The sequence below is a fragment of the Streptococcus sp. Marseille-P6264 genome (assembly GCF_902460355.1).
GTDB lineage: Bacteria > Bacillota > Bacilli > Lactobacillales > Streptococcaceae > Streptococcus.
In genome coordinates this window covers 78219-92188 of sequence record NZ_CABPTO010000002.1, presented here as the reverse complement: position 1 = coordinate 92188, position 13970 = coordinate 78219, and the positions used below count along the sequence as shown (strand labels likewise).

Genomic DNA, 13970 nt, shown 5'->3' with positions numbered 1-13970 from the left:
CTTATTCCCTTTGTCAGCCTTACAAAAAACTGGTCAACTTTACTCAAACAAGCCGTAATAGTCCGCTATGGTCATCTTGGCTTTTTCTTCTTGCTTGAGGTCTTGGATGATCTGACCCTCCTTCATGACAATCAGACGGTTGCCGTATTTGAGAGCATCCTCCATGTGATGGGTAATCATGAGGGCTGTCAGCTGGTCTCTGCGAACAAAGTCGTCAGTCAACTCCATAAGGGCCACACTGGTCTTGGGATCCAGCGCTGCTGTATGCTCGTCCAAGAGAAGCAGCTCTGGACGCTTGAGTGTCGCCATGAGCAGACTCAAAGCCTGTCTCTGACCACCTGATAGAAACTCAATCGGCGTATCCAAGTGTTTCTCCAGACCATTGCCAATCTTATCAATGGTCTCCTGAAACTCCTGCCGATAGCTATTCAGCCGACGAGGGACTAGACCGCGCGATTCGCCACGAAACTTGGCAATCAGCAGGTTTTCCGCCACTGTCATCCGAGGAGCCGTTCCCATCTTGGGATCTTGAAAGACGCGCGATAGATATTTGGCTCTCTTTTCAGGTGAAAAGTTGGTCACATTTTCGCCCAAGATGTAAATGCTACCGCTGCTCAGAGAGAGCGTACCGGCAATCACATTAAAAAGAGTTGACTTCCCTGCTCCATTACCGCCCAAAATCGTGATAAAATCGTGCTCATGAATCTCCAGCGACACATCGTTTAGGATGATCTTTTCTTCATCAAAGCCGTTATTGACCCGCTTGCTGGCATTTTTTAATTCTACAATCGCTGTCATTTGCTTAACTTAGCTCCTTTAAAGAATGTATTTTTCAAGGTTGGAATCATGAGGCAGACCGCCAAGATAACCGCACTGTAAAGACGGAGATAGCTCGTGTTGAAACCAAGAGCAATGACGCCCCAAATCAGAAACTGGTAGGCAATGGCACCAACCACAATGGTAATCAGACGTTCCGCCAAGGTCAGACCCCTAAAAAGCACTTCTCCGATAATCAGACTGGCCAAGCCGACGACGATAACCCCAATCCCGCGGGACACATCCGCATAGCCTTCCTGCTGAGCAATCAGAGCACCAGACAAGGCAATGACTCCATTAGACAAGATCATGCCCATCAATTCCATGCGACCAGTATTGATACCGAAACTACGCGCCATATCAGGATTGTCCCCAGTTGCGATGTAGGCCTGCCCCAGCTTGGTATCTAGGAAAAAGAGCAGAGCGACAATGACCAAACTGACAAAAATCAAGCCTGTCAGGAGATTGTTAATTTCTCCAGAGAAGGGCAAAAAGTCCTGAATCTGCCGAGTTCCCAGCAAACCTAGATTAGCCCGCCCCATGATCATGAGCATGATGGAATGACAAGAGGTCATGACCAAAATCCCCGACAGCAGGGTCGGAATCTTGCCCTTGGTATAGAGAAGCCCAGTCGCCAAACCTGCCAGACAGCCCGCCAATACCGCAGCTGCCGTTGCCAAGAAAGGGTTCACCCCTTTGGTGATTAAAGTGACGGCTACCGCCCCACCCAGAGGAAAGGAACCTTCCGTCGTCATATCCGGAAAATTCAAAATCCGAAAAGTCATGAAAATCCCCAGACCCAAAATGGCCCAGACCAGACCTTGTGAAATAATGGAAAGAATCATCTTATTGTCCTAACTAAATTAAAATCGTATTCTATTTTAACACAAAAAAGCAGCCAATTTCAATGCCGAAATACCGACAGATAAATTGGCTTTCCTAGGTAATTACTGAACGACGGTCATTCGCCCTGTAGCAACGTCATATACTGCTCCCGAGATCTCTACATCATCTGGGATTAGGGGTGATTGGCGGAGAAGCTCCACGTCTTCCCGCACACTTTCCTCCACATCTGTAAAAGGAAGGAAATCCTGACCGCTGACATCAACGCCTAGCTCTTGATTGAGAAAAGCAGTAAATTCTTCATTTTTGAAAGTCTGTGCGCCACAATCCGTATGGTGCAAGACTACAATTTCCCGCGTGCCCATCTGCTGCTGAGAGATGACCAGCGAGCGAATCATGTCCTCCGTCACCCGACCGCCAGCGTTGCGCAAGATATGAGCATCTCCCAGCGCCAAGCCCAGAGCCTGAGCCACGTGTAGCCTAGAGTCCATGCAGGTCACGATTGCCACCTTGGTCTTGGGCTTAATCGGCAGGTGGGAGGTCCCATGCAGGTCCACATAGGCTTGATTGGCCTTCATAAAATTTTCAAAATAGGACATTCTTTCCCCTTACTAGAATTCATTTGATATTCAAATTATTCCCTACCATCTTATCATCTTTTAAGTATTTTGTCAGTTTTTAATCCCCTATAAAGCAAAAATGTACGTTTTTTATAAAAAAATGGAAGAAAAATCTAAAAAAGGTGCGGAAATTCATCCACACCTTTCTATGAACCTTTTGCGATATAGCGACTGAGTGAGCCCGCAAAGCTTTGAAGATTGAGACTTTGAACATAGATTTCCCCGGTACCTCGGAAGGTGTTGACAACTCCTTCTCCCGTTCCGATCGACTGCCAGAAACCATTTTCTAGATGGATATTATAATCCAAAGACTGGCTCCAAGCTACGACATGGGCATTGTCAATGGTTACTTCTTGGTTATTTAGCTCAATTTTCCTAATCGATCCATAGGCATTGGCCAAGAGAGTACCCTGCCCTTTAGTCGTCATGACGAAGAGGCCACCTTGACCGCCAAATATCGCCTTGCCAACAGACTGGCGCTCCATCGTATAGTAAGCTGTACCATCCAGAGCCAGAAAGGCACCATCATTGAGCCGGTACTGCTTTTCTCCCAGATAGAGAGGAATAACTTGGCCGGGAACTTCTGGTGCTAAAGCTAGGAAACCATTGTCAGACTGGGCGACAGCTTGGGTGATGAAGGTACTTTCACCAGACACCATGGAACGGCCGACTGCCTTGACAAAGCGTCCCAAACCTGAACCGTTAGCATTGAGCTGAGTGTTCAAGGTTACATTAGGCGTGTGATAGACCATACTGCCACGCTGGATAAAGACTGTCTCTCCTTGATTAAGGTAGAGGTCAACGAGTGGAAATTGCATGTTGCTATCCATGGAAAATTGCATAAGAGTTCCCTCCTTGTTTTTAAGAAAATTATAGCAATAATAAAATATTTTTGCAATCTAAAACAAAGAAAATCATCCAGCAAAGACTTTTTTCAAGACTTCCCCAATCGTCGTCACACCGATGACTTGGATATTGTCTGGCACCTTGAGGCCGTTCAGAGAGTTTTTGGGAGCATATATCTTGGTGAAGCCCAGTTTTGCTGCTTCGTTGATGCGCTGCTCGATGCGATTGACTCGACGGATTTCACCAGTCAGGCCGATTTCACCGATGAAGCACTCTTGGGGATTGGTCGGTAGATCCTTGTAGCTGGAAGCAATGGCTACCGCTACTGCCAAATCAATCGCTGGCTCATCTAGCTTGACACCGCCAGCTGACTTGAGGTAGGCATCCTGATTTTGCAGGAGGAGCCCCGCCCGTTTTTCTAGAACCGCCATAATGAGGCTGGCTCGGTTAAAGTCCAGACCAGTCGTGGTTCGCTTGGCATTGCCGAACATGGTCGGTGTCACCAAAGCCTGCACCTCAGCTAAAATCGGCCGCGTCCCTTCCATGGTCACGACGATGGATGAGCCTGTCGCACCGTCCAGCCGCTCTTCCAGAAAGACTTGGCTTGGATTGAGCACCTCGACTAGCCCGCCAGACTGCATTTCGAAGATACCAATCTCATTGGTCGAACCAAAGCGGTTCTTGACTGCTCTCAAGATACGGAAAGTGTGTTGGCGTTCGCCCTCAAAATAAAGCACGGTGTCCACCATATGCTCTAGCGTTCGGGGGCCTGCTAAGGTTCCTTCCTTGGTCATGTGACCAACGATAAAGGTCGCGATATTATTGGTCTTGGCCAGCTGCATGAGCTCGGCTGTCACCTCGCGGACCTGAGAAACAGAGCCTTGAACACTGGAAATCTCCGGCGACATGACCGTCTGGATGGAGTCGATAATCAGAAAATCTGGCTTGATTTTCTCAATCTCCGTGCGGATATTTTGCATATTGGTTTCGGCATAGAGATAAAATTCACTGTCAATATCACCGAGCCGTTCCGCCCGCAGCTTAATCTGCTCAGCTGATTCCTCCCCGCTGACATAAAGAACAGTACCCTGCTGGGAAAGCTGGGTAGATACTTGCAGAAGCAGGGTAGACTTCCCGATACCAGGATCCCCACCAATCAGGACCAGACTGCCAGGCACTACGCCACCACCCAGCACACGATTGAACTCGTCCATGTCCGTCTTGGTCCGGTTGACATCAATCGAAGTGACCTCAGCCAGCTTCATGGGTCGAGTCTTTTCGCCTGTCAAGGAAACACGGGCATGCTTGACTTCCGCAGCCTCTACCTCCTCAACAAAAGAAGACCAAGAGCCGCAGTTGGGACAGCGGCCTAGGTACTTGGGCGAATGGTATTCACAATTTTGACAGACAAAGGTCGTTTTTTTCTTAGCGATGATAAACCTCTTTCTATATCTCTATCTCACACTCAATCACTTGGCAAAAATCAATTTGCTCATTTGGCACAAACTGACGGATCAGCATGCGATGGGCTACAAGGGCTACTGTCTGGTAATCTCGATACTTTGCCATACAGTCTACAAAACGAGCCTTCATCTCCTCAGCCGTCTCATACTGAATAGGACTACTGGGGAGCAAGGCACCATTATTTTCTAAAAACAGGCTTCGAGCTTTTTCAAAGTTCCCTCTTCCCGTTTGATAAACCTGCCATTCGTGTAGCAAAGGCTCCACTCTCAAAGGAAGGCCAGTGGCACAAGCCACATAAGATGCCGTTTCTAAAGCTCGCGTCATTGCAGAAGACACCAGCAAATCAGCTGAACGCAGTAAAGGATGCTGGCAAAGTTCCTGAGCCTGCCGTCTTCCCTGCTCAGATAAAGGCGCCAAATCCAGACCAAAGCCAGTATAAGAACGCTCCTCTAACTCATGGTAATCAGGCTCACCATGGCGCACAAAAATAACTTTCATCTCAATGCCCAGTAGAGCCAAATCCGCCTGTCCGCACACCGTCGGCTTCATCCCCATCTGCCATCAAAAATGGTGCGAAGACTGCCTGCACAATGCGGTCACCCACTTCCAGTACAACCTCTTGGTCCGTGATGTTCTGCATCTGAGCAAAGATATGACCTTCATTTCCAGGATTGCCATAGTAGTCGCCGTCGATGACCCCAACGGAGTTAATCAAAATCAGGCCTTTTTTACGAGGATTGGACGAGCGGTCATAGAGATAAAGCACCTCACCCGGCTGCATATAGGCCTTAACACCCGTCGGAACCAGCTTAATCTCCCTCGGCCCAATGATGGTACGCTCTGCCACTTTCAAATCATAGCCCGCTGCGTGAGCCGTCTCTCTCTTGGGTAACAAATCTTCATTTGGAAAGCTGGAAACCAGCTCGAATCCACGAATTTTCATACAGTTCTCTTTTCTATTTTTGCTGTCCCTATTATACTAAATTCGCAAAAAACAAGCAAAAGAACCGCCGATTGGGCGGTTCTCCTTAGTATAAATCTTTGATGACCTCTCCATCCTCTAGATAGGTAAACTGCTCCGTCAAATCTGATGTGAAAACCTGATACATTTCCTTAAAACTCACAGCTAGCGAGTAGCGGTCAAGATCTTTGCGGTCAATCCAGAATACCTCGCCTTCTTCGGATGAGACCAGTTCTCCCTCAAAACGATTGGTCTTGTAAAGAAAAACGATATAGCGCTCATCTTTTTCAGTGTAAAACTGCTTGACACCACACAAGCGAGGCTCATAGATAGTCAGGCCTGTTTCTTCTTTGATTTCCCGTATCACTGATTTGACAAAGGACTCACGATATTCAACATGACCACCTGGAAAGCAGAGGCCCGTCCAATCATCATTTACTTTATTTTGCACTAAAATGCGGTCCCCATCGTAAACCATACACATATTTGTTAAAATAACTCGCTCTGCTCTTGACATCCCTACTCCTCCATCTACCGACCGATTCGCTCGGCCTGCTGTGACTCATTATAACATAAAAGTGATTAAATTGATGAAAATCCAGATTTCTCAGCCCTTCCAGCAAAAAAACCGCCGATTGGGCGGTTCTTATAGGGAGATTATTATGAAAAAGAAAAGTTTTAGGATTTCATCAAATAAAGTTAGGAGGTCTTCATTTGATGGTTATATTATATAAAGCTTATCTTAAAATTAGCTAAAAATAATTTCAGTTTTTATAATTCTTGCAAAAGATATTGAAATAGTTCTAAATTGCCCTTTTCTTCGTTGATCAAAAACTCTGGATGCCACTGCAAACCGATGATACGGCTGCCGTCCACAGCTTCAATCGCTTCGATGGTATTGTCCCTTGGGTCAAAGGCTGTCGCTCGGAAATTAGGCGCCAAGTCCTTGATGCTTTGGCGATGAACAGAATTGATCTGGCTGGCCTGACCAAATAAACGCTCCACAACGCTGCCTTTTTCTGTACGAATGGAGTGCGAAGTCCCAAATGGTTGCCCCTGCCAATGATTGTCAATTTGCTGATTGAGCGTACCACCAAAAGCAACATTGACCAACTGCAGACCACGGCAGATAGCCAAGACTGGCTTACCCTGACGAATAGCCTCCTTTAAGAGTGCTAGCTCAAACTCATCCCGAGCCAGATTGTAATCATCGCTATCAATGGCCTTTTCCTCTCCGTAAAACTGCGGATGAACATTTTGACCACCTGATAGAATGAGCTTATCAATGGTTTCTATATAGTCCTTGACCAGACTTTTATCCCCGACAGGAATCACCATAGGCAGACCGCCGACTAGCTTGATGCTTTCGGCAAATTTGCAGGATACAGATGAATGAATGTTTTTGCCCGCCTGATCCACTGGACAAAGATTAGCTGACACTCCAACAATTGTTCTGCACATAGATGATCCCTCCTTAACTTGATATAGAATATCTTACCATTCCACCTCTCGGCCGTCCAATAGTATTTTTTTAAGCTGGCCATAAAAATTTTTTATGTCAAGAACAGTTTTCCACAAAAAGGGATATAGTAGCGACAGGCAAGGAAAAATCAGCAGAAGCCCGCTGACTTCATTTTTCTAATTCCAGCATGACACTGACTGCGGTCAAGGCATAAAGCGGAGCTGTTTCAGCCCGCAGGATACGTGGACCCAGACCGGCGGAGACAGCCCCTACTTGGCCAAAGGCGGCTATTTCATCTGGCGATAGACCGCCCTCCGGTCCGAAGATAAAGAGTAGTTTATCTCCCTTGTCCAAGCCTCTCACTGCCTCTACTAGAGCTGCAGATTCTCCTTCTTTGGCCGATTCTTCATAGGCTACGATGATGCGGTCAAAGTCTGCCAAGGCTGCCAGAAAATCTGCCTTTTTATCAAAGAGCCGAACCTCTGGAATCAGATTGCGCTTGCTCTGCTCTGCTGCCCCCTGAGCAATTTTCTCTAGCTTTTCACTCTTTTTGGCTAGCTTTTTGCCATCCCACTTGGCCACCGACCAGTCAGCTGGAAAGGCCCAGATAGCACTGGTTCCGAGTTCCGTTGCCTTTTGAGTGATAAACTCTAATTTATCGCCCTTAGGAAAGCCTGAAGCAATGGTCACTTGAACCGGCAGCTCGGTATTGTCTGCTAGCTCTTCCAAGATTTCCAAGCTCTGCTGACTGGGGTCCAACACCTGAGCCAGCCGTTTCAGGCCATCATCAAAGACCAGTGTGACTTGGTCACCCTCCTTGAGCCGCATGACTGAAAACATATGTTTGGCCGTGTCCTTATCCGTGACCACCAGAGGAGACTGAGGACTTCCTTTTATAAAATACTGCTGCATCTAACCACCTATCACGCCTGAAATGTCCTGCGTTTTCTTAAAGACACAGGCATTCCATTCGCCCTGAATCATATGTGTTTCTAGGAAAAATCCTGCTGCTTCTGCTGACTCGCGCACCATTTCCCACTTCTCAGAAATAATCCCACTCATAATCAGATAGCCCTCATCCTTGACCAGACGGTAGGCATCCTCTGTCAGATGGATGAGAATATCGGCCAAGATATTGGCAACAATGACATCCGCCTTGATTTCTACACCTCGGAGAAGATCCCCCGGCGCCACATGGATATTCTCCATACCAGGATTGAGCTCAATATTTTCCTGCGCCACTCGCACCGCTACCTCGTCTAAATCATAGGCGTAGATGTCCTTAGCGCCTAATAGAGAGCTGGCAATGGAGAGGACACCGCTGCCTGTACCCACATCCAACACCGTTTCTCCGCCCCGCAGAACCTGCTCCAGCGCAAAGAGGCTCATCTTGGTCGTCGGGTGAGTGCCCGTACCAAAGGCCATACCAGGATCCAGTTTGATAATCTTCTCACCAGCTGTCGCCTCATACTCCGTCCAGGACGGCACAATAGTCAAGTCGTGGGTAATCCGAGCCGGCTCAAAGTACTTCTTCCAATTGTCCGCCCAGTCTTCCTCAGCCAGTTCCTGGCGAGTCAGCTGAATATCTCCCGTCTCCAAGCCAAAGCCATCCAGCTCTGCCAGACGCTCATTGACCTGGGCCGCAATGGCCTCTATATCCACAGAATCCGGATAGTAGCCCGTAATCCTGACCCGTTCGCTCTGCTCAACTTCTGGAAAAAGCTCACCATACTGGTCAACCTGCCCCAGATAGTCTGCGCTGTCATCGATAGCCACACCCTGACTGCCCAGCTCAATCAGAATATTCGAGGCCGCTTCCTCCGCCTCCCGCTTCACTTCAATCGTTAATTCCTGCCAAGTGTCCATCATTAAAATACCAAGCCCGTAAAACACAAAGCCAAAATAGAAAATCCTCTGACGACGCTTGCGTCTAAGAGAACCTTATCTTTTTGGCACAGTGTTTAGGGCGGGTTCAGTTTAGAAATTTAACTGAATAATCCTTTCTTTGTTTATTTCATTGTCTTCGTCATATAGACCATATCCATGCCCTCTTTTTCGGGCTCAGTATGAGTCTGATGATAGCCGTTTTTCTCATAAAAAGCTACCATGCCTTTATCTTGGAAAACCGTGCACAAATCCCATTGCATAACGGTGGAGAATTTCTCCTCTATCAGATTAAGCCCCTCAGAGCCATATCCTTTGTTCTGGTACTCTGGCAAAATCGCCACTGTTCCAATCCAGCCTGCTGTCTGTTCGTCATTTGTATTCAAGCGGATAAAACCAAGAATCTTCTCATCGTCTTTGACAAAATAATAAAAACTATTGGGCCGCTCAACTAGTTTCCAGCAAATCCGCTCTCGCTCCTCCAGATAGGGGTCGTATTGATCCTGATATTTCTCATAAACCGCCTTAAAACTAGCGCGCTGAATATCGATAATAGTCTCTAAATCTTCAGCTCCCGCCTGCTCAATATAAATCATGCTTGTCCTCCAAATAATCTCTCACCCTAGCCTGCAACTGCGGAATAACCTTGTCATCTGATAAGAACTGGTTCACATCCATCATTTGATAAGCCTGCCCCTCATCGCCAAAGACGATGCTGGCAAAATCTTCCTGAGTGATGGTTCCCACCATAAAAATAGAGGTTTTGTCTGGATTAAGCATTCCTTGATAGTCCTTAGCCCAGACAATATCCGCTTCTTCAAGCTTCAAACCTAGCTCTTCAAAAACCTCTCGTTGCACACATTCAAAAGGTGTCTCCTCACCCTCTCGGCCACCGCCCGGCAACTCCCACATATTGGGCCAAGGAATGTTTGACTTATCGTCCCGCAAGATAGTTAAAATCCTATCATCACAAAAGAGGGCAATCTTGCAGCCTGTGAAATCAGAGAGTTCAATTTCCATGTTAGACTCCTTCGGCTAATGCCTTTTCCAGCTCTGCTAACCAGTTTTCATAGTAACATTGCTCATCCCGTAGCATCCGGCTGCTATTCATTTTCTGTCTAGCAATCTTCATAGCCTTGCGAGTTTGAGCTATATCATTCTTAACTTTAAATTGATACCAGGCTTGAATCATTTGCATATCTGCCAGTTTTAGAGATAAAAAGGATTTGACTCCTCGATTACTTGCATATTCCTCCGCTTTTTCATTATCCCCTTCTAGCAAGGCGATTTGAAGAAGGCATAGTTGGCAAGAAGTTTCAGACAGCGAGTGTTCTGTTCTCTCTAGTAAAGATTGAAATAGCTTTTTAGCTGCCTCTAAATGATCATCCAATATAAAAACCACTCCCTGAAGAGTTTCAATACTTTCTGCGAAACTCCCTCTCGCATCCTCATCAATAGGCATGGTAAAGTCTTTTAAATCATATTCTTGAGGAGCTAGCAAGGTCTGGGCAGAATGCCTCAACACCAGGTAGGCGTATTTCGTATTTTCAGGGTGTTGTCGCAATTCCCAGATTTTTGCTCCATCGGTGATGCCGACTGGCAAAGAGTTGTTTAGGAAGAAAGATAAATTCAGAAAAATCCAAGTACCAGCAAAATACCAGCTTCTTGTCAAAACTCCAAACAATATCGCCAATAATATCAAGCTGAGATGGACCATCAAGCCTCCTAAAAGCATCAGGATGATTCTTTGATCACTTTCATCTTCTTTCAATCCAATATACTGAGCACCAGCATCTTTCAGAACGGCTGTTCGACTAAGATAAAACCTGCCTGACTTTTTGGTCAAAAGAAAATGTCCTAATCCAAAAGCCACCAGCCGATAGCCTGTCAAGTAGCCACAAAAAGCATGACCCAGCTCATGAAGAATAAAGATTAAATACATGCTTAAAAGAGCGAAGGAATAACCAAAAGTGAATGCTAAAACTGCGGAATACCCCAACTCTGCAAATGCGATGGTTCCACAAGCAAAAGCTAGCATAATAAAGACAAAAGCTAGCACATAAACCAAATAAGTCCCAATTTTCTTCATAAAATCTCCAATCAACTCCTAGTATCTCGGATAAGGGTAAAACTCCCCTTCTTCCAAGCCAACTTTTCCTTCTTCAAAGACTTCTTGGTTCCATTCCATGACGAACTCTGCTGCCTCTGGATCTGCTAAGAAGTCCATGAGTGCATCGAGACCAGATTCAGCTGTCTGGGTCAGAAAATCCACGAAATAAGCCAGAAACTCCCGCGACAGCCCTTTCTTCGGCTCATAGGGCAGGGCAGCCAGATAGTCCTCGGCCTCAAAACGAGACTTAACTGGATTGTAGAAAAGCACGGCTTCCTCAAAGTAAATATCCTCAGCCGAGGCATTGCCCTCAGCATCAACGGTCTCAATCCCACCTGAATTTTGCACCTCAAGGAGAAAGGCCACTTCCACTGCGTGATTCTTCTTGTCCCAGTTAATCTCATAGTCAAAAGGAAAATTCTTCTCCATTTCCTCATCTAATATATCTAAAAAACCGTACTTAGTCATGATTTCCTCTTTTCATTGTGATAAAATATTACTATCTATAATAGTAACACAAAACGCTAAGAAAAACACTTGCAGAAAGGAAATCTTATGCCAGAAAACCTCGCCTTGCGCATGCGGCCGACCAGCATTGATCAGATCATCGGCCAGCAACATCTGGTCGGACCCGGGAAAATCATCCGCCGTATGGTTGAAGCCAACCGCCTGTCCTCGATGATTCTCTACGGGCCACCCGGCATCGGAAAAACCTCTATCGCCTCAGCTATTGCCGGCACAACCAAGTTTGCCTTTCGGACCTTTAACGCCACCGTAGATAGCAAGAAACGCCTGCAAGAGATCGCTGAAGAAGCGAAATTTTCCGGCGGGCTGGTGCTCCTGCTAGACGAGATTCACCGTCTGGACAAGACCAAGCAAGATTTCCTGCTGCCACTATTAGAAAACGGTCTGGTCATCATGATTGGGGCGACGACAGAAAATCCTTTCTTTTCTGTCACCCCTGCTATTCGAAGCCGGGTCCAGATATTTGAGCTTGAGCCCCTCAGCAACGACGACATTCGGACAGCCATCCAGCTAGCCTTGACGGATAAGGAACGAGGATTTGATTTCCCAGTGGAGCTAGATGATGAAGCTCTGGACTTCATTGCTATCTCTACCAATGGAGATTTGCGCTCCGCCTATAACTCGCTGGATTTAGCGGTGCTTTCTACCCCAGAAAATGACAAGGGCATCCGCCACATTACTCTTGATGTCATGGAAAACAGCCTGCAAAAGAGCTACATCACCATGGATAAGGACGGAGACGGCCATTACGATGTCCTCTCTGCCCTGCAGAAGTCCATCCGTGGCTCTGATGTCAATGCCAGCCTCCACTACGCAGCTCGGCTCATTGAGGCAGGAGACCTGCCTAGCCTAGCTCGACGCTTGACCGTTATCGCTTACGAGGATATTGGTCTGGCAAATCCTGACGCCCAAGTCCATACCGTTACAGCTCTAGAAGCAGCTCAGCGGATCGGCTTTCCTGAAGCTCGTATCCTTATTGCCAATATTGTTATTGATCTGGCTCTGTCGCCCAAGTCCAACTCAGCCTATGTGGCCATGGACAAGGCCCTAGCTGACCTACGGAAGAATGGAAACTTACCCATTCCCCGCCACTTACGCGACGGCCACTATGCCGGCAGCAAGGAATTGGGCAACGCACAGGACTATCTCTACCCTCACTCCTATCCTGGCAATTGGGTCAAGCAAGACTATCTTCCTGACAAGATAAGGGATGCCAATTATTTCACTCCCAATGAAAATGGCAAATACGAGCGAGCCCTTGGATTGACCAAGAATAAGATTGATGACTTAAAAAAATGATGGCATCGTTTGCAAAAAATCACATTTTTCTCTTGAATTTTTCAAAATTTATGGTATTATAATTATAGAAACGCTGTGGTGTACGACTTCACACTTAAGTGTTGACCGACTATTTTTTGTATTATTAGGGAAACAAAAGACTTCTAACAGCGTGCAAGCCGTGTCACGCGGAAGCAGCTTCAGTTAGAGCGAGTTGCCCACCTGCTTAATTGCGCGGGTTCAATACAAATCGTGAAGGTCCGGCACCAATACAGCTTTTTCTCTTGCCTCCTTAGCTCAGTTGGTAGAGCAGTAGACTCTTAATCTATGGGTCGCAGGTTCGAGCCCTGCAGGGGGCATAGAAAGTATGACTAAGAAAGCCTACTCTGTAGGCTTTTTTGCTTGCTCTGAAATCATTTTGCCCCACTTTCTGCCCCACATTTTTTTATGAGCAATCTTTCCAAATATCTCTTATTTGATTAAATTCTTCAAAAATTTTCTCTTCTAAAGTGTGTCCGTACACTTCTACCAACATTGAAATATCTCTATGCCCTAGAATTTTTGCGATAACTCCAAGGTCAAATCCTTTGTGCCAGAGGTAGCTCCCATAGGTATGACGTGCTCCTTTTGTCGTGATAATTGGATAAATGTCCAACTCATTTAAGAGAACACTCAAAGCTTTATTGACACTTGCGATATCTGGGACTGAATGAATATATCCAAAATGTTGAAAAATCATCCGATATCGATTTTTGATTCCTAACTCCATGTTTGCCCTTTCTTGCTCCGTTTGTAAAAGGCGCAAAATTTTGATACACTCCTCGTCTATTGGAACCATCCGAATAGACGTTTTATTTTTTGGTGGAACAAACTTATGAGAGAGAGTATTATACCTCCTGTATGTTTTTAACAATCCTCTGTCAAAATCAACCTCATTCCAAGTTAACGCTATTAACTCTCCAAACCTCATGCCTGTTTTTAATAGAAAATAGACAATATAAGGAACAATTGAACGTTGGTAATCAAATTTTCTCTTTACTGCTAAAAGTAAATCCAGATAGTCCTTTTCTGTATGTAAATATTTCTCTTCTGTCATCTGTTGTTCTTTGGATGAAAATAATTTGCTGTATGAGGGCGATTTTCTTTTTGTAAGTCAGACTG

General features: G+C 46.1%; 16 protein-coding genes, 1 tRNA gene, 1 other RNA gene and 1 pseudogene. 3 read left to right on the top strand and 16 right to left on the bottom strand.

From position 1 onward, the window contains the following. Positions 1 to 39 precede the first annotated feature (39 nt). The 15 genes from FZ941_RS04025 to FZ941_RS03945 form a co-directional block, all read right to left on the bottom strand. Positions 40 to 798, bottom strand: coding sequence for an ABC transporter ATP-binding protein (locus FZ941_RS04025; RefSeq protein ID WP_061422115.1), 759 nt, complete (start codon positions 796 to 798; stop codon positions 40 to 42). Then, on the bottom strand, positions 795 to 1661 hold the full coding sequence (locus FZ941_RS04020) for an ABC transporter permease (RefSeq protein WP_125370900.1): 867 nt from the start codon (positions 1659 to 1661) through the stop codon (positions 795 to 797). Before FZ941_RS04020 ends, FZ941_RS04025 begins: the two co-directional genes overlap by 4 nt. 102 nt (positions 1662 to 1763) lie before the next feature. After that, entirely contained in the window at positions 1764 to 2258 is a 495-nt protein-coding gene (locus FZ941_RS04015) for a carbonic anhydrase (RefSeq protein ID WP_061908850.1), read from the bottom strand. 167 nt (positions 2259 to 2425) lie between these two features. Then, positions 2426 to 3121, bottom strand: coding sequence for a TIGR00266 family protein (locus FZ941_RS04010; RefSeq protein WP_148886926.1), 696 nt, complete (start codon positions 3119 to 3121; stop codon positions 2426 to 2428). 72 nt (positions 3122 to 3193) lie between these two features. After that, a complete protein-coding gene (gene radA, locus FZ941_RS04005; protein WP_148886925.1) occupies positions 3194 to 4561 on the bottom strand; it encodes a DNA repair protein RadA in 1368 nt (455 codons plus the stop codon). 10 nt (positions 4562 to 4571) lie between these two features. Next, positions 4572 to 5138 (bottom strand): histidine phosphatase family protein, encoded by a 567-nt coding sequence (locus tag FZ941_RS04000; protein WP_262366268.1) that lies wholly within the window; start codon positions 5136 to 5138, stop codon positions 4572 to 4574. Next, the gene (locus FZ941_RS03995) at positions 5089 to 5532 is read right to left on the bottom strand and encodes a dUTP diphosphatase (protein ID WP_148886924.1); all 444 of its coding nucleotides are present in this window, start codon (positions 5530 to 5532) and stop codon (positions 5089 to 5091) included. Before FZ941_RS03995 ends, FZ941_RS04000 begins: the two co-directional genes overlap by 50 nt. An 85-nt stretch (positions 5533 to 5617) precedes the next feature. Then, entirely contained in the window at positions 5618 to 6067 is a 450-nt protein-coding gene (locus FZ941_RS03985) for an 8-oxo-dGTP diphosphatase (protein WP_148886923.1), read from the bottom strand. A 254-nt stretch (positions 6068 to 6321) separates the two neighbouring features. Continuing rightward, on the bottom strand, positions 6322 to 7011 hold the full coding sequence (locus tag FZ941_RS03975; protein WP_005591601.1) for a gamma-glutamyl-gamma-aminobutyrate hydrolase family protein: 690 nt from the start codon (positions 7009 to 7011) through the stop codon (positions 6322 to 6324). A gap of 169 nt (positions 7012 to 7180) precedes the next feature. Beyond that, on the bottom strand, positions 7181 to 7924 hold the full coding sequence (locus FZ941_RS03970) for a 16S rRNA (uracil(1498)-N(3))-methyltransferase (protein WP_148886922.1): 744 nt from the start codon (positions 7922 to 7924) through the stop codon (positions 7181 to 7183). After that, a complete protein-coding gene (prmA, locus tag FZ941_RS03965) occupies positions 7925 to 8878 on the bottom strand; it encodes a 50S ribosomal protein L11 methyltransferase (protein WP_316246081.1) in 954 nt (317 codons plus the stop codon). It lies immediately after the preceding gene. Between the two features lie 143 nt (positions 8879 to 9021). After that, positions 9022 to 9492 (bottom strand): GNAT family N-acetyltransferase, encoded by a 471-nt coding sequence (locus FZ941_RS03960; RefSeq protein ID WP_148886920.1) that lies wholly within the window; start codon positions 9490 to 9492, stop codon positions 9022 to 9024. Continuing rightward, positions 9479 to 9916, bottom strand: a complete 438-nt coding sequence (locus FZ941_RS03955; protein WP_148886919.1) for an NUDIX hydrolase — start codon at positions 9914 to 9916, stop codon at positions 9479 to 9481. The genes FZ941_RS03960 and FZ941_RS03955 overlap by 14 nt, the downstream gene beginning before the upstream one ends. A 1-nt stretch (position 9917) precedes the next feature. After that, on the bottom strand, positions 9918 to 10985 hold the full coding sequence (locus FZ941_RS03950; protein WP_148886918.1) for a site-2 protease family protein: 1068 nt from the start codon (positions 10983 to 10985) through the stop codon (positions 9918 to 9920). A gap of 18 nt (positions 10986 to 11003) precedes the next feature. After that, positions 11004 to 11474 carry a DUF3013 family protein gene (locus FZ941_RS03945; RefSeq protein WP_148886917.1) on the bottom strand — a complete coding sequence of 157 codons (471 nt, stop codon included), beginning with the start codon at positions 11472 to 11474 and terminating at the stop codon, positions 11004 to 11006. A gap of 87 nt (positions 11475 to 11561) precedes the next feature. Here FZ941_RS03945 and FZ941_RS03940 point away from each other — a divergent pair, with 87 nt between their 5' ends. The 3 genes from FZ941_RS03940 to FZ941_RS03930 all read left to right on the top strand — a co-directional run bounded on the left by FZ941_RS03940 (position 11562) and on the right by FZ941_RS03930 (position 13168). Next, complete coding sequence (locus tag FZ941_RS03940) at positions 11562 to 12830, top strand: replication-associated recombination protein A (protein WP_148886916.1); 1269 nt, start codon at positions 11562 to 11564, stop codon at positions 12828 to 12830. 67 nt (positions 12831 to 12897) lie between these two features. Beyond that, a non-coding RNA gene (gene ssrS, locus FZ941_RS03935) (6S RNA) lies at positions 12898 to 13091 on the top strand. 4 nt (positions 13092 to 13095) lie between these two features. After that, a tRNA-Lys gene (locus FZ941_RS03930) sits at positions 13096 to 13168 on the top strand. 86 nt (positions 13169 to 13254) lie between these two features. Here the strand turns inward: FZ941_RS03930 and FZ941_RS03925 are convergent. Beyond that, a pseudogene (locus FZ941_RS03925) lies at positions 13255 to 13932 on the bottom strand (site-specific integrase); the annotation flags it as partial. Positions 13933 to 13970: the final 38 nt, after the last annotated feature.